Origin of the sequence: Hymenobacter negativus (genome assembly GCF_017571495.1) — a bacterium.
Taxonomy (GTDB): Bacteria; Bacteroidota; Bacteroidia; order Cytophagales; family Hymenobacteraceae; genus Hymenobacter; species Hymenobacter negativus.
Map to the genome: position 1 here is coordinate 40,170 of NZ_JAGETZ010000021.1, position 20,877 is coordinate 61,046.

Annotated in this window: 19 protein-coding genes; 8 read left to right on the forward strand and 11 right to left on the reverse strand. The window is 59.7% G+C overall.

From position 1 onward, the window contains the following. Window positions 1–34: 34 nt before the first annotated feature. The gene (locus J4E00_RS27375) at window positions 35–1,501 is read left to right on the forward strand and encodes an APC family permease (protein ID WP_208178543.1); all 1,467 of its coding nucleotides are present in this window, start codon (window positions 35–37) and stop codon (window positions 1,499–1,501) included. Window positions 1,502–1,687: 186 nt separating this feature from the next. On the opposite strand, the gene J4E00_RS27380 is transcribed toward J4E00_RS27375, so the two are convergent. The 3 genes from J4E00_RS27380 to J4E00_RS27390 all read right to left on the reverse strand — a co-directional run bounded on the left by J4E00_RS27380 (window position 1,688) and on the right by J4E00_RS27390 (window position 4,020). Next, window positions 1,688–2,422 (reverse strand): carboxypeptidase-like regulatory domain-containing protein, encoded by a 735-nt coding sequence (locus J4E00_RS27380; protein ID WP_208178544.1) that lies wholly within the window; start codon window positions 2,420–2,422, stop codon window positions 1,688–1,690. A 302-nt stretch (window positions 2,423–2,724) separates the two neighbouring features. Then, complete coding sequence (locus tag J4E00_RS27385) at window positions 2,725–3,156, reverse strand: hypothetical protein (protein ID WP_208178545.1); 432 nt, start codon at window positions 3,154–3,156, stop codon at window positions 2,725–2,727. Window positions 3,157–3,228: 72 nt separating this feature from the next. Beyond that, the gene (locus J4E00_RS27390) at window positions 3,229–4,020 is read right to left on the reverse strand and encodes a DUF547 domain-containing protein (protein WP_208178546.1); all 792 of its coding nucleotides are present in this window, start codon (window positions 4,018–4,020) and stop codon (window positions 3,229–3,231) included. A 430-nt stretch (window positions 4,021–4,450) separates the two neighbouring features. Between J4E00_RS27390 and J4E00_RS27395 the strand changes: the two genes are divergently transcribed. The 4 genes from J4E00_RS27395 to J4E00_RS27410 all read left to right on the forward strand — a co-directional run bounded on the left by J4E00_RS27395 (window position 4,451) and on the right by J4E00_RS27410 (window position 8,649). Beyond that, window positions 4,451–5,785, forward strand: coding sequence for an NAD(P)/FAD-dependent oxidoreductase (locus tag J4E00_RS27395; RefSeq protein WP_208178547.1), 1,335 nt, complete (start codon window positions 4,451–4,453; stop codon window positions 5,783–5,785). Window positions 5,786–5,890: 105 nt separating this feature from the next. Further along, the gene (locus J4E00_RS27400) at window positions 5,891–6,121 is read left to right on the forward strand and encodes a hypothetical protein (protein ID WP_208178548.1); all 231 of its coding nucleotides are present in this window, start codon (window positions 5,891–5,893) and stop codon (window positions 6,119–6,121) included. 57 nt (window positions 6,122–6,178) lie between these two features. Beyond that, on the forward strand, window positions 6,179–7,531 hold the full coding sequence (locus tag J4E00_RS27405) for a 4Fe-4S binding protein (protein ID WP_208178549.1): 1,353 nt from the start codon (window positions 6,179–6,181) through the stop codon (window positions 7,529–7,531). Between the two features lie 146 nt (window positions 7,532–7,677). Next, on the forward strand, window positions 7,678–8,649 hold the full coding sequence (locus J4E00_RS27410) for a formylglycine-generating enzyme family protein (RefSeq protein ID WP_208178550.1): 972 nt from the start codon (window positions 7,678–7,680) through the stop codon (window positions 8,647–8,649). A 2-nt stretch (window positions 8,650–8,651) separates the two neighbouring features. Here J4E00_RS27410 and J4E00_RS27415 read toward each other — a convergent pair whose 3' ends face one another. The 5 genes from J4E00_RS27415 to J4E00_RS27435 form a co-directional block, all read right to left on the reverse strand. Then, window positions 8,652–9,656 (reverse strand): alpha/beta fold hydrolase, encoded by a 1,005-nt coding sequence (locus tag J4E00_RS27415; RefSeq protein WP_208178551.1) that lies wholly within the window; start codon window positions 9,654–9,656, stop codon window positions 8,652–8,654. Window positions 9,657–9,788: 132 nt separating this feature from the next. Further along, on the reverse strand, window positions 9,789–10,772 hold the full coding sequence (locus J4E00_RS27420) for a class I SAM-dependent methyltransferase (RefSeq protein ID WP_208178552.1): 984 nt from the start codon (window positions 10,770–10,772) through the stop codon (window positions 9,789–9,791). A gap of 24 nt (window positions 10,773–10,796) precedes the next feature. Then, window positions 10,797–11,258, reverse strand: coding sequence for an SRPBCC family protein (locus tag J4E00_RS27425; RefSeq protein WP_208178553.1), 462 nt, complete (start codon window positions 11,256–11,258; stop codon window positions 10,797–10,799). 11 nt (window positions 11,259–11,269) lie between these two features. Continuing rightward, window positions 11,270–11,728 (reverse strand): peroxiredoxin, encoded by a 459-nt coding sequence (locus J4E00_RS27430; protein ID WP_208178554.1) that lies wholly within the window; start codon window positions 11,726–11,728, stop codon window positions 11,270–11,272. 150 nt (window positions 11,729–11,878) lie between these two features. Further along, window positions 11,879–14,881: a glycosyl hydrolase 115 family protein gene (locus J4E00_RS27435; protein ID WP_208178555.1), complete on the reverse strand. Its 3,003-nt coding sequence runs from the start codon at window positions 14,879–14,881 to the stop codon at window positions 11,879–11,881. Window positions 14,882–15,017: 136 nt separating this feature from the next. Between J4E00_RS27435 and J4E00_RS27440 the strand changes: the two genes are divergently transcribed. The 3 genes from J4E00_RS27440 (at window position 15,018) to J4E00_RS27450 (ending at window position 18,690) form a co-directional block, all read left to right on the forward strand. Further along, window positions 15,018–15,716 (forward strand): glycosyltransferase family 2 protein, encoded by a 699-nt coding sequence (locus J4E00_RS27440; RefSeq protein WP_208178556.1) that lies wholly within the window; start codon window positions 15,018–15,020, stop codon window positions 15,714–15,716. A 77-nt stretch (window positions 15,717–15,793) separates the two neighbouring features. Next, a complete protein-coding gene (locus J4E00_RS27445) occupies window positions 15,794–17,257 on the forward strand; it encodes a cellulose synthase family protein (protein ID WP_208178557.1) in 1,464 nt (487 codons plus the stop codon). Between the two features lie 74 nt (window positions 17,258–17,331). Beyond that, window positions 17,332–18,690 (forward strand): hypothetical protein, encoded by a 1,359-nt coding sequence (locus tag J4E00_RS27450; RefSeq protein ID WP_208178558.1) that lies wholly within the window; start codon window positions 17,332–17,334, stop codon window positions 18,688–18,690. On the opposite strand, the gene J4E00_RS27455 is transcribed toward J4E00_RS27450, so the two are convergent. The 3 genes from J4E00_RS27455 to J4E00_RS27465 are packed head-to-tail and all read right to left on the reverse strand — an operon-like array spanning window position 18,683 to window position 20,857. Further along, window positions 18,683–19,585: a hypothetical protein gene (locus J4E00_RS27455; RefSeq protein ID WP_208178559.1), complete on the reverse strand. Its 903-nt coding sequence runs from the start codon at window positions 19,583–19,585 to the stop codon at window positions 18,683–18,685. The two genes, J4E00_RS27450 and J4E00_RS27455, sit on opposite strands and share 8 nt — an antisense overlap. 38 nt (window positions 19,586–19,623) lie before the next feature. Continuing rightward, the gene (locus J4E00_RS27460; RefSeq protein WP_208178560.1) at window positions 19,624–20,277 is read right to left on the reverse strand and encodes a TIGR04282 family arsenosugar biosynthesis glycosyltransferase; all 654 of its coding nucleotides are present in this window, start codon (window positions 20,275–20,277) and stop codon (window positions 19,624–19,626) included. Between the two features lie 43 nt (window positions 20,278–20,320). Continuing rightward, entirely contained in the window at window positions 20,321–20,857 is a 537-nt protein-coding gene (locus J4E00_RS27465) for a rhodanese-like domain-containing protein (RefSeq protein WP_208178561.1), read from the reverse strand. Between the last annotated feature and the right edge of the window lie 20 nt (window positions 20,858–20,877).

Genomic DNA, 20,877 nt, shown 5'->3' on the forward strand with positions numbered 1-20,877 from the left:
TGGGGGAGTTTCCAACCCCGTGCCTTTTGATTTTATGACCGAACCCCAATCCGACCAGCCGCATTTTAAGCGCGCCATCAATCTCTTCGACGCCATCATGTTGGTCACGGGCAGCATGATTGGCTCAGGCATATTCATTGTCTCGGCCAATATTGCCCGGCAAGTGGGCAGCGCGGGCTGGCTGTTGGTGGTATGGCTGCTCACCGGCTTCATCACCATGGCCGGGGCCATCAGCTACGGCGAGCTGGCCAGCATGTTTCCCAAAGTGGGCGGGCAGTACGTGTACCTGCGCGAGGCCTTTGGTCGGCTCACCGCGTTTCTCTACGGCTGGACGCTCTTTCTCGTCATCCAGACCGGGGTAATTGCCGCCGTAGCGGTGGCGTTTGCCAAATTTACGGGCGTGCTGCTGCCGTTCTTCAGCGTGAAGCATGTACTGTTTCAGATTGGGGGTTTTACGTTTAGCAGCGTGCAGCTGCTGGCCATTTTCCTCATCATCGGCATTACTGCCCTCAATGCCCAGGGTGTGCGCACTGGCAAGCTTATTCAGAACGTGCTGGGCAGTACCAAGCTTATTGCGCTGGCTCTACTCATCCTATTTGGAGTGGCCTTGGGCATAAACCACGAGGCCATTGCCGCCAATTTTCACGATTTGTGGTCGGCTACCCGGTCGGCCGCGCCGGGTGAAACCGGCAGCACCGTGCCCATCAGCGGCAGCGCCCTGCTCATTGCCATTGGCATGGCCATGTCCGGCTCACTATTCTCATCCGACTCCTGGAACAACATCGGCTTTGCAGGCGAAGAAATCCAGAACCCCGAGCGTACGTTGGTGCGCAGCATGGCCATTGGCACGGCCATTGTCACGGTGCTCTACATCCTCATCAACGTGGTATACCTGCTGGTGCTGCCCCTGCACGGCTCGCCTGAGGCTACTACCCTGGCCGGCCGCGGCATCCAGTACGCCACCGACGACCGGGTGGCCACCGCCGTCGCCGAATCGGTACTTGGCAAAGCTGGGGCCTACGTTATGGCCGTACTCATTATGCTCAGCACGTTTGGGGCAAATAACGGCATCATTCTCAGCGGCGCTCGCGCCTATTTCGCGATGGCCAAGGACGGGCTTTTCTTCCCCAGTCTAGCTAGTCTGAACGGGGCTGGTGTGCCCGCCCGCGCCTTATGGGCCCAGTGCCTGTGGGCCTGCCTCCTCTGCCTGAGCGGCTCTTACGGCCAATTGCTCGATTACGTAATGTTTGCCGTGATTCTGTTCTACGTTGTCACCATCATCGGCATTTTCGTGCTGCGTCGCACCCGCCCCGAAGCGCCCCGCCCTTATCGGGCCTGGGGCTACCCGGTGCTGCCAGGCCTCTACGTGGTGTTGGCCAGTGCGTTCTGCCTCATCCTGCTCATCGCGCCCGATACGGCCGAGTTTTCACGCCGGGGCCTGGGCCTGGTGGCGCTGGGACTGCCGGTGTACTTCCTATTCGGCCGAAGGTTTCAGGGCTAGCAGCAATTTGTAAACCCCGGTTGCGGAATGCCTCCGCTGGGACTACTCCGCAACCGGGCTTTGCTGCTTATTCTGCTGTGCTTGCCACTGGCCTTAACACAAGAAAGGGCCTCCCGCAACGGGAGGCCCTTTCTTGTTATATCAACACCGTACGTTCCGGCAACGTTTTTGGCGGCCGACTACGTATTAGCGACGCCGCTTGCTCGTTTTGGCCCGGGGCGTGAGGGTCACGTTCAGGGGCTGGTTACCGCGGGCACGCTGCACCTCGTCATCGTAGCCGCCGTAGCCGTAAATCAGGGTATTGTCGCCGCCAGCCGGTACCTCCAGGGAGTAATTACCGTTGGCGTCGGTGCTGGTGCCTTTGCTGCTGCCTTTCAGCAACACGGTGGCGCCCACCAGGGGATGTCCGTTTTCGTCCTCAATTTTACCAGTCAACGTGGTGTTGGCGGGGGCGGCGGGTTCGGGGGCGGCAGCAGGGGCTGGCGCGGCGGCAACCGGCTCGGCAGCAACCGTGGCAACCGGAGCGGCTGCCCCGGCCTCAGCACTAGGAGCGGCTGCGCTGGCAGTAGCCTGACCCGACGCTTTGGCAACTGACATCCTTTTGGTTGATTTGGAATCCGGCTCATCGTCGGCATCCGTTGCAGCCGGGGCACCTTTGAGACCAGCTGCCATGCTGTCGGCGGCAGTGGGAACGGTGGCGGTTACAGCAGCATCATCAAGCATAAAGGTGGGCGTGACCGAGGCCAGGCCGCTGCCCTGTCCCTTGGGCAGCGCTACGTAGCCTATCACTAAGGCCAATATTAGCCCTACCAGAATATAGGTTAGGCGGTTGTTGCCGCCGGACAACACGTCTTCGTCCTGGGCATCAAGGTTTGGGTCGTACTGTTCGGCTTCGACTTTGGGTAAATTTTCTGACTTCATATGTGGGTGTTTAAAAATGAAAGGAGCGTTTTAGCTTAGTTGAAATTGCTTTCTCTTAAAAAGCCAGCTTTCCAAATAGGCTGCGCAAGTTACATTCTTTGTTTTGTTATCCACCGCCGAGTTTCCTTTTTTAATCCAAAATCTTTTTCGCTCAAATCAGTTCGATAATACTCCATCCCCGCGAAATCCAGTGGTATCCTGAGTCTGCCACAACGCAGCCACGGGGCCGCCACCACCGGGCTATGCGCCACGAGCGATTGCGGCCCCGTTGCGGGGGTGCACTTAGCAGCAGCAGAATTCCTCTATTCGTCGCTGATGGTTTCGTTTTTACCAGCTGGCATAGGGGTGCCAGTGGCTGCTTTTTCGCCAAATGGCTGGTCGCGGGTACGCAGGTTGTGGTCCAGCTCAATGCTGCCTTCGGCCTCGAAGCCCGGGCCCTGGGCTTGCTCGCCAGCACCAGTGTGGTCATTTCCACCACCGGGCGTAATATCAGAACCGCCGATGTGCAGGTTTTCCAGCTGGTCTTTCTGGTCGCTGCGCTGTGTGTAGCCGTTGGCCCCGGTGTAGCGTGCGGCAGTGGGGTCGCCGCTGGCTTTGTTGTTGCTCTGGTCTTGCAGGTATTCTTTCTGCTTTTCCAGCTCTTCGTTTTTGGCGAAGTGCTTATTCTCAGTGATGTCGGCGTGCTCGCCTTCGTTGGGGTCGGTGCCGTCGCCGGAAATATTATCGGGAATCATATCGTAGGGGGCTCAAGAAATGGGAAGTAGCTGATTTACGCAGCCACTCGCATTCCGTTACGCCCGCCGGCACTATTTGCTGGCCACCGTTTCCGCGTCGGACAGTTTCTGGTCGTTCAGGGTCCAGTTGTAGGAATAATATTCTACAGCGTACCAAGTGGGCACACGGTGCTCCTTCCGAAACTGGTTTACATACATTACCCCACTTTTGCCGCTGGCGTTGAAATCGCCTTCGTACCACTGGAATATTTCCGGCAAACGCACCATTTTAGTGGCATCGTCCACTTTCACGTAGTTCGGGTCGAGGAGGGCAAACTTGGTCTGGTTGTTCAGCTGCACAAACAGGTCTTTGCCCACGTAAGCGGCGCGGTTGAGACGGGGGCAGCTGGTGGTGCCGCATACCAAGGCAAAATGCAGGCGCGGGTCGTCGTAGATTTTGCGCAGCTTGTCGGTTTCAATCTGGTCGAGGGTCAACTGTTCGCCGCCTACCCGCATGCGGGTGCGGTTGAAGAAGCCCGGCATGCTCTGCACCGACGTGAGCGGGTAGTTCCGCACAATCTCGCCGATAACCAGGATGTTGTAGGCATTCAAATAGAAAGCGTACTGGTCGGCCATCTCCGCTTTCTTCACATCAAACTCGGCGATGTCGCTCATGAGGGCATCCAGCAGCTGCGGGCTACGCTGAATAGCAGCGTAGTTAACCTTGCCGTCCTTGTTCACAAACTTTTGCAGAAAGACCGTAGTCTGTGCCGTGATACTGGCCGCTGTAATGGGCGTAGGTCCGGCAGCCAGCACCGTATTTCCAATAGCTAGGCATAGCAGCAACACAGCCCAGAATTTTCCAAGAGTGTAGAGAGATTTCATAATAAGTTTAATGAAGTTGGATGGGGAATTCGGTAGCTAAACTTACTACGAGTGCGCCGAGCCGGATTTAGACTTTTTCAACTTTCCCAAATTGAAACAACCTCCACAGTGGGGATTATGCATTTTTAACAATTATTTAATGTTTCGCTTTTTATATTTCCCAAAAATAGTTTGAACCAATAGTCATCGAACCTGAATTAGCAGGCGTTCATGGTTTAAATATACGGGTTCATCACTGAAATCAATTTTATTTAATAGGACTTTATAAATAAAACAGAGTACTTCCCGTAAGCAGCTTGCGGTATTAATAAGCTTATCTGTGTAAGCTTGATGGTAGTTCGCACGTCAGCCCATCTAGTGGGTGAACTCACTCAGCACACGTCTTCAATTCGGGCTACATTTGAGGTCTACTCTTTCAGCTCCCGCAACTATGCACCTGGTCATCGTCGGCAACGGAATTACGGGCGTGACGTGTGCCCTGACAGTGCGGCGGCTGCACCCGGAAGCGCGCATCACGCTGGTATCGGACGAAAGTGCTCACCATTACTCCCGTACTGCGCTGATGTATGTATACATGGGCCATTTGCGCCTACAGGACATCAAGCCTTATGAAGACTGGTTTTGGCCTGAGCAGCGGCTGAGTTTAGTGCACGCCACGGCCACCGCTCTCAACCCCGATGAGCAGCTTCTGTTTCTGAACGATGGGACGGCCCTCCCCTACGACCAACTGCTGCTAGCCACTGGCTCGAAAAGCAAGCGCTACGGCTGGCCTGGCCAGCACCTGGCGGGCGTGCAGAGCCTCTACAGCCTGCCCGACTTGGAGGCAATGGCGCGTGATACCCACGGCATAAGCCGGGGCGTAGTAGTGGGCGGCGGCCTCATTGGGGTGGAACTGGCTGAGATGCTGCACAGCCGCCGCATCGAACCGGTGGTGCTGGTGCGCGATGGCCATTACTGGGCCTCAGTGCTGCCCCCTGCCGAAGCTCATTTGGTCGACCGTCAATTCCAGGAAAACCAGGTGCCGGTGCGCTACAACACCGAGCTACAGGAAATACTGGGCGATGCGCAGGGCCGCGTGCGCGCTGTGCGCACTACCGCTGGCGACGAAATTGCCTGCCAGTGGGTGGGGCTGGCCACCGGCGTACGGCCCAACATCGCACTGGCAACGGCGGCTGGCATTGAAACCGACCAAGGCATCCTGGTAGATGAGCTGTTGCGTACCAACCTGCCCAATGTGTACGCGGCCGGCGATTGTGCCCAGCACCGGCAGCCCGCTGCGGGTGAAGTCCCTATTGAACAACTGTGGTACACAGGCCGCATGCAGGGCGAAACCGTGGGCCACACCATCTGCGGGCAGCCCACACCCTACCGCCGTGGGGTATGGTTCAACTCGGCCAAGTTCTTCAACCTTGAGTACCAAACCTATGGGCAGGCCCCGGCAGTGGCCACAGCGGGCCTGCAGCAGTTTTATTGGGAGCATGAATCCGGTCGACAGGCGCTCCGCGTTTATTTTCGGGCGGAGGCGCCGCATGTGGTAGTGGGCTTCAATGCTATGGGTCTACGCCTGCGCCAAGTCGTTTGTGAGCAGTGGATTCAGGCGCGTACGCCCATTGCTACGGTGATGGCGCAGCTGGGCGCGGCTAATTTTGACCCCGAGTTTTTTCCTCAGCACGAACTGGCGATAGTAGCTGCTTTCAACCGGCAGTTTCCGGAGCAGCCCGTGTTGCTCAAGCAACGTAAAGGCCTGTTTGCGCGGTTTCGCTAATATCATTTCAACAAAGCGAGTTGGACTCATGCGAAGCCTTTATTGAACGTCAACCTTGCGAAACCTCGCTTTACCTAGCGAGACCTCGCGCTAACTTTCCTCCCCGTGGATTTCTCCAAACTTTACCGGCCCTCGGCCCTCAACAGCTTCCAGTTCATTGCCCTCACGGGCCTGCTGATGAGCGCTGGGGCGCACCTTATCCTGCACTTCTTCGTGGGCAGAACCCCGGCTGGCTTCAACTGGCTGTACGTGTGCTGGACGGGCTTCTACCTCGTCGGCACGCTCATCAACCTATTTGGCAAGCCGGACGAGCCGCACCATCATCACCACCATTAAGCCGGGTAGCTGGCTTTATTGGCAGCCTATTCATCCTTCATTCTCAGCCACTTTCGCATGTTTGTCTCGCCGCCACTTCCCGCCACGCCACCCACCGAAAAGCTGACGCTGGCCGGCGTAGCGGGCGGGCTGCTGGCCCTGCTCCTGGCCCTGACCGATGCGGACCCCGGCCGGCGGCAGCTGTGGTTTTATGCGGCGCTGGGCTTGGTAAGCAGCGGCACGCTGGCCTGGAGCTGGCTGAAATTTGGCGGGCACCCGGCCGGGGTGCAGCAGGATAACCTGTGGCGGCGGGCCAGCACCGCGCGGGGCGCTGTAGCCTGGGCTACGGGCTTGGCGCTCACCGGATTTTATGTAGTGCTGTACTGGTTTAGCGACAACGATGGCTTAGGTCATTTTGGGCTGCTCAATAACCTGGTGCACGCGCTCGATGGCTTCAGCCACAGCCTGCGCGCCCGGCCTGCCGACCAATGGTTTCTCTACGGCACGTTCTATACACTGGCGGTGCTGCTGATGGGAGCCCGCGCCCTGTGGAAGTACCGGCATTCGCGCTACCAGCTCATTCGCACGGCTTCAGTGATGTTCTTTCAGCTGGGATTTGCTTTTTTGCTGCCGGGGCTGCTTCAGTTTTTCCAGCAGCCGGAGTTTTACTTCACGTATTTCTGGCCGCTGAAGTACGACTACCTGTTTCCCGGCACGGTTACTTCATTGCTGCACAATGGCGGTGTGGGGGTATTCATGGTGTTTTGGGGAGCTGTGATGTCGTTGGTGGCGACGCCCGTGCTTACCTATTATTTTGGTAAGCGCTGGTACTGCTCGTGGGTGTGCGGCTGCGGTGGCCTGGCCGAAACTGCCGGCGACCCCTACCGCCACCTTGCCGACAAAAGCCGGGCGGCCTGGCGCTGGGAAGTCCGTCTCATCTACCCCATCCTGGGTTTGATAATCCTGATTACGGCGCTGCTGTGGGCACATTTTGCTACCGGTGGCACGCTACTGGGCGACGCCGGCAATGTGGCAGCCAAGTGGTACGGCTTCGCCATTGGCTCGGTGTTTTCGGGCGTTATCGGCGTGGGGTTCTACCCGCTGATGGGGGCGCGGGTGTGGTGCCGCTTCGGCTGCCCCATGGCGGCGTATCTGGGCTTGTTGCAGAAGCATTTTTCCCGTTTCCGCATCAGCACCAACGGCGGGCAGTGCATTTCGTGCGGCAATTGCTCCAACGTGTGCGAAATGGGCATCGACGTGCAGCAATATGCCCAGCGCGGCGCGCCAGTGGTGCGGGCTGCGTGCGTGGGCTGCGGGCTGTGTAGCACGGCCTGCCCCCGTGGTGTGCTCAACCTGGAAAACGGCCCGCGTGAGGGACGGCTCCAAGCGTCGCAACTGATTCATGCCGATTCGCTGCGGATTTTGAGCTAGCCTTCCACTATTTCTACTCCATGTACTTCTGGTCCTCCCGCGCCGCAAGACGACTTTCAAAGCAGGCCTTTTTGCTAGGCGCCATTTCTGCTTTGGTTCTTACAGGTTGCTATAGCGCCCGGCCGCCTTCGGCGAAGTTACCGGGGTTGTACAGCACCACAACGGGCCTACGGAATCTGACCAACGAATTTGGTATTAGCCAGCCATTATTCGATGATTATAAGGCCATCAAGTTTGTTCCCTCGCCTGGCTGTAGCAACGATACTTCGTTTGTGATGCGCATGGACTGGGCTGCGCTAAAAGCTGTGCCGCAAGTGTTGCCTCTTGGGATGCCGGGCAGCATTTTGCTTACCAAAGACGGTTGGGCCATAGACGAAGCCGAGGTACCGAATATTGAGTGGAAGCGCTACCAACAGCGGCTAGCGGCTTCGGGCACCGACATCGACAATACCCAGCCAACAGGTGCGGCCCTGCCTGTATCAGATTATTTCACCAACCCTTTCTACGACTATTACCCAGTTGTTGGGGTTAGCTATGAGCAGGTGCTGGCATTCTGCAAATGGCGGAGCCGGGTCATCTCGAAGATGATAAACCGGGGCAAACCCGGCGCGCCGGATAGCTTAGCGACCGAGCACATTGTGGTAGAAAGCCGACTCCCGACCGAAGCTGAATGGGAACAGGCCGCGCTGGTCAAACGAGGTTTGCCCTACGGCAGCAAATGCACCGAATTACCCGTCGTAATAGACCCCAAAGCGGCAGCATATCTCAAGCAACGCTCGGGCAGCACAGTGGTGGTAAGCCAGATTTTTGCAGATATCAAGGCCTATAACCAAGGCCGGCCAGTCCGCTCAACCATCAACTATGACCAGTCTGAGCCATATTTCTTACGGCTGGCAACTCCCGCTTATGTGTATGGCGGCGCTACCAACGACTATCACCTGTACAACTTACTGGGCAATGTAGCCGAGATGATTCAGGAGCGTGGCATTGCCAAGGGCGGGAGCTACCGTGACCCGATAACGGCCTGCACCGTGACTTCCCGCAGCCAGTACACCGGCCCGGCGCCCACGGTTGGCTTCCGGTGCATTATCCGGGCTACCCAACCCAACCGCAAATAGCCTCATCCCAAAAACGCCAGCAACGCCTTATAGAACTGCGCTGGCACCTCCAGATGCGGAATGTGGCCGACGTTTGGAATTTCCACCCGCTTTGCACCCTTAATCTGGTCGGCGGTGCGGCGGCCCAGCGCGGGGTATTGGCCCATTTGGGCCAGGGTTTTGGGGTCTTTTATCAGCGCCTTGCCCACCACCGTGCGGTCGGCCTGGCCGATGATGAGCAGCGTGGGCACGGCAAGGCGACCGAACTCGTAGCTCACGGGCTGCTGATAAATCATGTCGAACGTTAGGGCATTGGCGCGGGCTACTTTGGCAAAGTCGGGGCTACGGGTTTGGGCAGCCAGGGGCAGCAGCCACTGGTCGTGGGCCGCCGGGTAGCCATTGGGGTAATAGGTTGCATGGTATTTACGAATGCTGGCTTCGGTACTCTTTAGCTCCGTAGCCTCCGCCTGGTCCACCGATTGGAAGGGTACGCCCACGCGGTAGTCCTCCAGGCCGATGGGATTTTCGAGCACCAGCTTTTCGGTGGTTTCGGGGTAGAGCAACGCGAAACGGGTGGCTAGCATCCCGCCCATGCTGTGGCCCACGATGACGGCTTTTTTCACGCCTAGCGTATCGAGCAAGTGCCGGGTATTGCGAGCCAATTGGTGGAAGGAGTAATGAATATCGGCTTTGTCGGACTTGCCAAAGCCAACCTGGTCGGGCACCACTACCCGGAAACCTGCCGCCGTCAGCGTTTTGATGGTTTCACGCCAGTAGGCCCCGAAGAAGTTTTTACCGTGGAGCAGCACCACCGTGCGGCCGTTGGCCTTGCCGGCGGGCGGCACATCCATATAAGCCATGCGCAGGGCCTGCCCTTCCAGCTTCAACGGCAGCAGTTTGACGGGAAACGGGTATTCGTAGCCATCGAGCGTGGCATTGAGCGGCGCTTGCTGGGCCGCGGCAACGGTAGCGAGCAAAGGCAGCAGCAGAAACAGCAGGAAACGGAAGACAGAAGCAAAATTAGTCATGGCCTTCTTACGCAGAAATAGCCCCTGCTGCTCATCATACCCTGAATTTGTCTTCCAACCCAGGACTTGGTTCACTAAAACAATCTTTTGTTCACGCGGAACAAAGCCCGGTTTCGGGAGCTAATACGCTGGCTATTGCAGCGGCCGGGGCTGGTACACGCCGAACAGCAAATCGCTGGGATGCGTGGCCAAAAAGGCATCCTCCAGCCGAAACAGCTCGGCTAACAGCGCCTGGGTTTCGGCGTCGTCCTCGCGCATGAAATGGTGGGCAATATCCTTGAGCACCAACGTCAGAATATTGCCGCCGAGCGCGGCTTCTTCCAGCGGCTCGAAGTACTGGCGCAGGCCGGGCATGATGCGGTCCGACTCGGCCGCTTCTGAGGGGTCGGCGAGACGCATGCGCAGGAGGCCAGGGCCACTGACGCTGGTTTTGCGCGCCCGGGAGAGGTAGCGCACCCGGAAACGGAGCGGCACCACTTCGCGCAGAATGCGGTTGGTTTCGGCTAGCTGGGCAGCGGTCCATTGCAGGCGAGAGGGGCCCACAAAGTCGTTGAGCACCAGCAGGCCATCGGGGCGCAGCGTGCGGCGCACCCGCGCCAGAATTCCGTTCACATCCTGGAAATGGTGCAGCGCGGAGTGAAACAGCACGACGTCGTAGCTGGCCGCCGGCAGGTCAAGCGCATTCACGTCGGCCACTTCGGTGCGGAAGTTAGTCAAGCTCTCTTTTTCCGCTATTTCGGCCGCCTGCGCCAGTAGGCGCCCCGCAATATCCACGCAGCGCACCTCGCCAAATTGCGGCAGGCGGGCAAAGGCCAACTCGTGCGATGCCGCGCCGCTGCCCAGCGAAAGCAGCCGCAGCCCATGCCGGCCAGCCAGGTATTTTTCGGCCACGTAGGCTTCGTAGGCCTGGTCGGGGTGGCCGGTCATGCGCGTATTCCAGCGGCGGCGCACGGCGGGCACCTGCCACCAGTTGGCCGCTCGCAGCGTGGGGTCGTCGAACGCCGAGCGGGTGCGGGCCAGGGCATCGGGCCGCAGCTTGGAGAGCAGAAACGGCAGCCCGCGCTGGCGCAGCTTGGCCAGGGTTTCGAGAAAGTCGTCGGAGGTAATAAGCGGCATGAGGGCAGAATTCGAGCCCTAAACTTACGCGGCAGCTCCGGCTTCCAGCTGATATTTGAGTGCCGCATTGCGCACCTGTAGAAACCGAGCCAAGTAATTTTTCAGAAAAAGCCTGTCGAACCAATACCCGATAACCCCAAATGGGCTGCTGAACTCGAACACATCCCGCACGCGGGTGCCACCGGCCACAGCCTCAAAATAATGGTCATGCCGCAGGGTCTTGAAAGCCCCACGCACCAGCTCATCCCGGAAATAATGCGGCGGCGAAGCGGCCGTGATGCGCACCGTCAGCTGCTGCCGGATGCCAAGGTGCCGGGCCTCCCAGGTCACCACATCGCCGAACGCCAACTGCCCACTCGAGGGTCCGTCAATTACCCGTTCGCCGGTTTGCCGCGTTGAGTCTACGTGCGCCTGCGTGTTCATAGCCAGGGCGTAGCAGGCTGCCGGGGAGGCTTTTACCACCATTTCCAACTCAATACGCGCCATTGCCGGATGGTTTACTTCGGCAAGCCCTGAAGCATCTTCTTGGCGTTGCTAACGTGGTCGGTAGCGCCGCTCAGCGAATTGAAGATGTATTGAATCACGCCCTCTTTGTCAATCACGAACGTGACCCGGCCCGGCAGCAACCCCAGCAGCGCGCGGGGCACTTCGTAGAGCTTGCGCACTTTCCCGTCGGTGTCGGCCAGTAGCTCGAAGGGCAGGCGGTGCTTCTGGGTGAATTTCTGGTGCGAGGCTTCGCTGTCGGAGCTGATGCCAATGACTTCGGCCCCAAGGTCCTTGAAATCTTCGTACTGGTCCCGAAACGAGCAAGCCTCGGCAGTGCAGCCGGGGGTATCGTCTTTGGGGTAGAAATAAAGGACAATCGCCTTTTGCCCTTTCTGCTTCGAGAGGCTGAAAGTGCTTCCGTTGGTTGATTTCAGGGAAAAATCAGGGGCTTGGTCTCCTATTTTAAGCATCGAGTATTGGGGCTAAATCAACTTTTCGTACCCACAAGCCCGGCACCCTACGAATTGTTGCTTTGAATTGAGCGCCTAAAATAGGCCGGCTGTTCAATTCAGGCCGTTTTGCTTGGCTCAGGAGTTAAAATAAGCATGGCTCTAAACACGTTAATATTTGCCAACTTTCGCCGGCAAAGCATCCGGCGCCTCAACCAGCGGCTTGCGGGTTTCGGGAATGCTGCCGTAGGCTGGCTGCAGGCCGCCCAGGTCAATGGTAATGCGGTCGAGCACCACGCCGGGGTCGATGAGGTAGAGCTTGAGCGTATGCCGGCCCGGCGCTAGCACCGGGCCCTTTACCTGGCGCAGCGCACTGTTGCGCAGCACGTTCTGCTTCCACTCTTCCGAGCGGCCCACGGTTTTAAAATCCACCACCTGCACGGGGCCATCGTCCAGCGCCACACCGTAGCGCATGCTGGTGAGGCGCGTGATGGGGTGCGTGGGCAGCGTAGCCACCGTGACCACGGGCGCAGCCTGGGTGAGGCTATAGAAATCGTATTCAACGGCGGCAGCCTGGGCGGGCAATTTTTCGGGCACGGCCAATGGACCTTCCTGCAGGGGCTGCGCCTGCAGGGCCCGCCCGGCCCGGCCCACGCCCTCCAGCAGGCCCCAGTGGCTGGTTGGTTGGTCGGCCTTGTGGCTGTAGCCAGCCGCCGCCATGGCCACGTAGCCGTTGGTTTCGATATAGCCCGGGTAGTCGGCGAGTTCCTGACTTGGGGCGGCCATTGCCCGCACGACCACCCGAAATTTCCTGCCCGCGCCAGCGAAGGTCAGGTAAGCAGTTTGCTCGCCGTGTTTGGGCAGCCTGCTCCAATCAATACGTACTTGCAGGCGCTGCTGCTGCTGGCCCACGGCCGCCGTTAGCGTGCCTTGCTTGGCCGAAAGCACCAGCCATTTGGCGGAGGCGGTTGCCTTCCAGTGCACTGCCTGCCGCCGGCTCAGAAATACATCCACGAAGTAGCTGGCTGTGCCCCAGGGGTAGCACGTGGGGAGGCGCAGGCCCTGGTCGGCCTTGGCAGTCATGGTTGTGTCGGCCCAGCCTTCCGGGGCCACACCCCACACCTGGGTGGTATCGAGTGAAGGCCTGAGGGCAGTGGGTGCCTGAAAAACGGGCAGGTTGCGGGGCTTCATCGACATCATTCCCTGCCACTTGCCACCGGCCAGCTGGGTGTTGTAGTATTGGGTTTCGGCCTCGATGCCAGCGTAGGCCTGCTCCGCCCACAGGGCATAATCGGCGGCGCTGGCGCGGTTTTGCTTCGCGTACAGGTAGCTTTTGTCGAGGTACAGGAATTTCTGGTTCATCAGCGCGGCGCACACGACGGGGTAATATACCAGCTCATAAAAGGCATCGGCCCGGTCACTTGGCACCTGGGTCCGCAGCTGCTTCACCTGCTGCACCAGGGCAGCGTAGCGGTCGAGCCGCCGCTGGGCCTCGTCGCCGTAGTAGAAGTGGTTGTACTGCGTGCGGTGGGTAGGCGTGGTCGGCTCGGTCTGGCTCCAGCCCATAAACTCCGGCCGCCGCTCGAAGGCGAGGTCGTAATACGCCCACAAAATGTCGCGGATAGCCGCCGCATGCGGCGCACCGAACGCCTCCTGTAGCCATTGCTGCAAATGCTGGGGCAGGTAGTTGCTCTGCGCGAAGGGCCGCGCATCGTAGGCCATGTCCAGAAACTGCTGCACGTTGTACTCCAAGGGCTTAATGTCGCCCACATTCAGCACCCACAGCCGGTCGGTTTTCAGTGCGTGCGCCTTCATCATTTCCTCCCAAACCAAGCCCGGGTGTATGGTGCCTAGCCAGAGATAATCATGCGGACGGCCCCAGTACGAGGCGTGGTAGTACACCCCCGAGCCGCCCACACGGCGCTGCTCATCGGCATTGCTGAGGCGGCTGATGTAGCCGTAGTTGTCTTCGGGCCACACCAGGGTCACGTCATCGGGTAGTTTCAGGCCCTGGTCGTACACCTCCAGCACTTCCTTGTAAGTCGTGAATACCTGTGGCACCTGGGTCACGTCCGGATTCACGTGGCGGCGCAGCATGTCGCGCTGGTCGGCAATGACGCTGGTGAGTATCCGGGCGGCTTCCTGTGGGGTTTTGGCGCCTTCCATGCCGCTGTCGTGCACACCGCGCATGCCCAGCGAGTAGATGGCCTCCAGCGGCCCGGCCTCTTTGGCGCGCTGGTCCCAGTACTGGTGCACGGCCGCCTTGTTCCGAACGTAATCAAACGGCCCCATTGTTTTCTCGTTCCACTCGTCCACGTTGTTGCGCAGCATGGGTTCGGCGTGGGAAGTACCCACCAGAATGGCGTAGCGCTCGGCCATCTTCGGGTTGCCAGGGTAGTGAAAGAAGGCCCGCGTGCTGGAGTGCATCGCCGGCCAGATGAGGTTGGCTTTTAGGCGCAGCAGCAGCTCAAAAATGCGGGCGTAGGTATTCGGCCCGATGTCTTTAATGTCGGTGTCCATGTTTCGCGCCGCCCAGGGCTGCAGGCCCCAGTCTTCATCGTTGAGAAAGATGCCGCGATATTTCACCGTGGGCGGCTGGCTGAGGCTGGTGCCAGCCGTGAGGTAAAGGTTGTCCTGATGATGCGGGGTCACATCGGCCCACCACGCCCACGGCGACACGCCCAGCCGCCGCGCCAGTTCAAATACGCCATAGGCGGTGCCGCGCCGGTCGCTGCCGGCTACCACCAGCGCCTTGCCGGGCTGCCCAAGCGGCCGGTCGACTACGCTGATGCAGAAGGTTTCCCACTGCCCTTTCAATTGCTGAATATTGCTCGCTCCGCCAGCAGCCAGCTGGTCGATTAACCGGGAGTGACCCAGCGTGCCAATCAGAACCGGATACTGCGCTAGTTGGCCGGTAGCAGGCTGCAAAGCGGGCTGCGCGCCGGTAATCGTGGCCACGTCCCTGGCCAGGGCTTCGGCGGCCACGCGGACGACTTCTGCATCCTTGTCATCCACATAAAACGGCGCGGGTTGGTGCTGATGCACCAGCGGAAATAGGTCTGGGCTATAGCCGGCAGCCAGGGTCACCGGCGCGGAGCTGATAGCCTGGGCAACAGCCTGGCAGTGCAACAAGATGAGCAGCAACAGGTTGGTACACGCAACCAACTTTTTCATCGAATTATCGATATTATTTAGCTCAGCGTCTGTGTGGCCAGACCAGCTTCGGGTTGAAAAATAGCGGCAAGGTAGCGGCAGTGCGGGGCTTCCCGGCGGCGGGGGCATCTTTGTGGCTTGGTAAGCCTTTTCTCTCATGCCTCAACCGCTTGTCAGCGTCATCATTCCGGCCCACAATGAAGCCGGCGCTATTGCCCTGGTGCTGTCCGAAATTCCCAAGGAGCTAGTCCACGAAGTTATCGTCGTGGATAATAACTCGACGGATGCTACGGGCAGTATCGCCGCGGGTTGTGGGGCCACAGTGCTTCGCGAGCCACGCCCCGGCTACGGCTACGCCTGCCTGGCGGGCATGGATTACGCCTTTGGCCGGCCGCAATCCGAGCAGCCCGACATCGTCGTATTTCTCGACGGTGACCACTCTGATTTCCCCGAACAAATGCCCGAGCTCCTGGCGCCGCTGCTAAATGGCACAGCCGATATGGTCATTGGCTCGCGGGCGCTGGGCGAGCGCGAAAAAGGCTCGCTGCTGCCCCAGCAGCGGTTTGGCAATTGGCTGGCCGCCGGGCTGCTGCGCCTGCGCTACGGCACCACCACCACCGACCTGGGCCCGTTTCGGGCTGTCCTCGCTCCTGCCCTGCTCCGCATCGGCATGGAGGACAAAACCTACGGCTGGACGGTGGAGATGCAGGTGAAAGCGGCCCGGCTGGGCCTGCGCACCGTGGAAGTGCCCGTGCGCTACCGCAAGCGCATTGGCACGAGCAAGGTGTCGGGCACGGTACGGGGCACACTCGGGGCCGGCTACAAGATTTTGTGGACGATTTTCAAATATTGGTAATGTTACCGCGCCGGTAAATTTGCACCTGCCCCTCGCCTCCATCCCGCCGTGTTTCTAGCTTTTTTTCTGCGTTTCTGATGGTGGCACTGCCCGTTTTGCTGGTGGTAGTGTACGGTTTGTGCCTGCTGTTTATTCTGGGTTTCAGCGCGGGGCAGTGGCAGCTCACGCGGCTGGCGCTACGTGCCTACGCCAGCCCGCCGCCACTGCCGCCGCCCGCGCCTGTTGCCGGCGAGTGGCCCCGCGTGCTGGTGCAGCTGCCGCTCTATAATGAGCAAAATGTGGTCGAACGCATCATCGACGCCACCGCCGCGCTCGACTACCCTTCCGACCGACTGCACATTCAGGTGCTCGACGACTCTACCGATGCGACCGTGCGGCTGGCCGCTACCCGCGTGGCCCACTACGCAAGTCAGGGCCTGAGCATTAGCCACGTGCGCCGCTCCAACCGCGAGGGGTACAAGGCCGGAGCGCTCCGCCACGGCCTGCTGGAAAATACCGATGAGTTCGTAGCCATTTTCGATGCCGACTTCGTGCCCGAAACGGATTTCCTGCGCCGCACCATTCCCTTTTTTTTGCAGGATGCGCAAGTGGGCGTTGTCCAAACGCGCTGGGGGCACCTCAACGAGGACGAGTCGTTGCTGACGCGCCTGCAGGCCTTTGGGCTGAACGCGCACTTCCTCATCGAGCAGGTGGGCCGCACGTTTGCGGGCTTTTTCATCAACTTTAACGGCACGGGCGGCGTGTGGCGCCGGGCCTGCATCGACGATGCCGGCGGCTGGCACACCGACACCCTCACCGAAGACCTGGACCTGAGCTACCGCGCGCAGCTGCGCGGCTGGCGCTTCGTGTACCGGCCCGGCATTGTGGCACCCGCCGAATTGCCCGCCGTGATGGACGCGCTCAAATCGCAGCAGTTCCGCTGGACCAAGGGCGCTGCCGAAACGGCCCACAAGCACCTTGGCAACATGTGGCGCTCGCAGCAGCCGCTGGCCGTGAAACTGCAGGCCACCTTCCACTTGCTCAACAGCACGGTGTACGTCGTCATCATGCTCATGGCCCTGCTGAGCGTGCCGCTGGTGTTTGTGCGGGCGCAGTACCACGAGTATAAGGTGGTGTTTCAGCTGGCGTCCGTTTTTCTGGTGGGCTTCACTCCGCTGATTTACTACTACTACACGGCCTGGCGGCTGGCGCATCCTAACAAGCCACTGTGGCGCTACCCGGGCTTTTTTCTGCTGTTTTTATCGATTTCGATGGGGCTGGCCCTGCACAATGCCCGGGCGGTGGTGCTGGGCTGGCAGGGCCGCCGCACGCCTTTCGTGCGCACCCCCAAGGCCGGAACGGGTGGCTCGGCCCGGCGCCGCCGCTACCGCACCGGCGGCGTGGGCGCGCTGGTGCTGTTCGAAGGTGTGCTGGCCCTCTACTTTGCGTTCGGACTGGCAGCAGGAGTGTATTTCGATGACTTCGGCCTGCTCCCGTTTCACTCCCTGCTAACCATTGGCTTTGCATCTATTTTCTATTATTCGGTGCGGCATAATCGGTAATGCTAATTGTGAGCTATTAGCGCATGACTTACTAACATCTGACAACTAGTATCATAGACAACAAATAACTAACCTTGACGCTCAAACTTCCCTCCTTTTCGCAAGCTGCGGCGCTACTGCTATCTGGTGCGGCCTATGCGGGCCTGGCGTATGCCACGCCACGCACGGAGCTGGGGCAATTGCTGGGCTTGTTTGGGGTGGCGCTGGTGGCGTATGCGTGGCTGCTGCACAGCCAGCTGCCGCTACGCTGGGGACTGGCGGCGGCGCTGCTGTTTCGGCTGCTGTGGCTGCCGGCCCTGCCAGCCCTCTCCGACGATGTGTACCGCTTCCACTGGGATGGGCTGCTGGTGGCCAATGGCACCAACCCCTTCCGGTACCGGCCCGATGAAATTATTGCCGATGGCGCCCGTGCTGCCTTGCCAAATGGGGAAGCACGCAACCAGACCCTTCCACAGTTCCAGCAACTGTACCGAAAGCTCAATTCGCCGCATTATTACTCGGTATATCCGCCCGTGAGCCAACTGGCATTTGGGGTTTCGGCTACGTTTTTTCCTTCCTCTGAACGCGGATTTGCGGTGAGCCTGCGGCTGATTATTCTGGTGTTTGAAGCGGGAGTGGCCGCGCTGCTGCTGGCCCTGCTTCCGGCGCTGGGCTGGGTGCGCAGGCAGGCATTGCGCTACCTATTGCACCCGCTGGTCATCATCGAGCTAACGGGCAACCTGCATTTTGAAGCAGGGGTGCTTTGTTTCGTTCTGCTGGCTATCTGGCTGCTGCTCCGGCAGCAAGGCATGAAATCGGCGGTGGCGCTGGGGCTGGGCGTGGCCACCAAGCTGCTGCCGCTGCTGGTGCTGCCCCTGCTGGTGCGCCGGCTGGGCTGGCGGCGGACGCTGGTGTATGGCCTGCTGGTGACGGCAACCTTGCTGGTGCTCTTCAGCCCCTTTCTGTCGGTGGATTTGTTTGTGAACATCGGCCGAAGCCTGAAGCTGTACTTCCGCAGCTTCGAGTTCAACGCCAGCATCTATTACATGCTGCGCCCCGTGGGCTATTGGCTTACCACCTATAACCAGATTGCCATCATTGGGCCCGCGCTGGCGCTCACGGCCGGCCTGATTGGCCTGGGGCTGGCCTGGCGCGAGCGGCACCTCACCTTGGCCGCCTTCCCCCCCACGTTCCTGCTCATGCTCACCGCTTACTATGGGCTGGCCACCACCGTGCATCCGTGGTACATCACGCTGCTGGTGGGGCTGGGCACGCTCTCGCGCTTCCGGTTCCCGCTGGTGTGGGGTGGCATGGCGGCGCTTTCATATTCGGCCTACCGCACCAGCGCCTACACCGAAAACCTGTGGCTGGTGGGACTGGAATACGTAATCGTATACGGGGTGATGCTGTGGGAACTGAGCTCTCATTCTAATAACCGCAGCCAGCCTACTTAGGCCAGTAAGCGTAGCGGCGCGTCGATTTCAGCCGCAGGTTACGGCCGTCCCAGGTGGTTTGGCGGAGTAGCACGTTGGGGTAGGATTTGGCAAACCAGTACACGTTTTCCTGGTCGGGAGCCAGGGTCACGGCTACGCGCCAGGCGGGCTCAGGCGTATCGGCAGCAGGGGCCTCGGTGGTTGTGAGGCGGGCCTGATAGTACGTGGGCGGCTTGGCCCGGTTGGTTTGCTGCAAGTCGAGTACTACCAGCTTAAAAGTGGGCAGCTGCTCAAATTTCAGCGCGCGCAGCGTGTAAGACAGGGCATCTTCCAGGAAGATGTCGCGGCGCAGGTCGCGGCTGTTGGTCCCCTCGCCATCCCAGTACGAGTGGTACCACATTTCGAAATTCACTCCATCGTCGATGATGGATTTGAACGTGTTGCCGCACCACTCCTGCGAAGAGCTGGTCATCTTGTACAAGGCCACCGGCTGGTCGCGCCGGAAAAACAGCGAGGTGAGGTAGTGGTAGGGATACTGGTCGGTGGTGATGCTGCAAAACTGGTTGATTTTCATCACGGGAAATAAATCTTTCCGCTTGTAATCATCCGTCTTGACGTTGAATTCCTGGTTGAATTCCTCTTTCACCGTAATCTGAGTGTACTCAAACGTGCGCTTCTTTTTGTAAATCGTGCGTTCAGCATCGTACACTGCCACTTCGGCCAATCCATCTTCCCAGTATTTGCTCATGGCCCAGGCCTGGTTGAATTGCGGCAGCACGGCTTGCAGCGCCTGCGCCGAAACCGGCGCTTTGGCACCGGCTTTGGCTCCCGCCTTTGGGTCGTCCGGGTTGCCACAGCTCGCCACCAGCAGCCCCACCAGCAACGGCCACACCACCGCACGGATAGAATAGCGCATAGAAGAGCGGAGGGTCATCGTAAATAAAGTCGGCATGCTTACTGGTTTACGGGTGCACCCGTCCCTTTGGACATATCTGGCTGTCCACTGGTGGTAGAAGTATCATCGGCACGCCACGCCGCCAGGTCATCGGCCGTATCCACGTCGCGCAATTCGGGCAGGAGGGCCACGCGCAACCCCAGGCGCCGGGCGTCAGCCAACGTGTCAGCCAGTACCGAATCAGTGCTCCAGGCTTTGTGGTAAAACAGCTCGGGCTGAGGCTGGCACAGGCCCAACAGGTAATACCCACCATCGGTGGCTGGCCCCAGCACCACATCGTGAGTCGTGAGCAGGGCAAAAGCCTGAGCAAGGTGGGCCGCCCGCAGGCCGGGACAATCTGTGCCGATGATGGCGACACGCTGGGCGCCTTCGGCAAAAGCCACCGCGAAGGCCGTTGCCATGCGCGTGCCCAGGTCGCCAGCCGGCTGGCAGCGAGCAGCCAGATTGGGCCAGTGCCACACTTCTGCGGCACTGGGGTGTGAGGCAGCCGTATCGGCCAGCCAGATGGTAGCAGGCACACCAGCCTCCTGAATGGCGGCGTGCGTGATGGCCAATAACTCGTGGTAGATGGCCAGTGCGGCGGGCTCGCCCACTCCGGCTGCCAGTCGGCTTTTTACCCGCCCTAGAGCTGGCACCCGGGCAAATACCAGCAAGTGATTTTCGGGCGGTTGAGGCCCGCTTATACTATTTTTTTCTTCACTCATACACTTTGCGCCCACGCTTCAGCCATGGGCTCCACATGGCAGAATAAGGGTGTACATTGGTTGTCAGGCCGTTGGTATTATACACTGGATACCCCTCGTTTACCCACTCGAACAAACCGCCGTAAAGGTTGCGTACCTCCCGAAAACCCAATGTCTGCAGGTGCTCGCCCAGTCGCTCGCTGCGCACGCCTACGGAGCAGTACACCACCACCGGGCGGGTGCGTGGCACATCGGCAAACTGCTCGCGAGCCAGCGAATCATAGTTCACAAACTGCGCCCCCTGCAGGTGGCTCACCCGAAATTCGGCCGGCGTGCGAACATCCAGCAACAGCGGAGCCGTTGGCTGGGCCAGCTCCTGCACCAGGGCAGCGGGTGCCACCGTGGGCACGGTGCGGCGGTAAAGCGTGCGCAGCAGCTGCTTGTAAAGCATATCGGGGCGGGCAGTTTTATCGGTAGCTTCGGGCCCACAAGCACTGAGCAGTAGCATAATACTGCTGGCACTCACAATTACGGCACTTTTCAGGCCCATGGCGGCAAGCTATTGGAAAA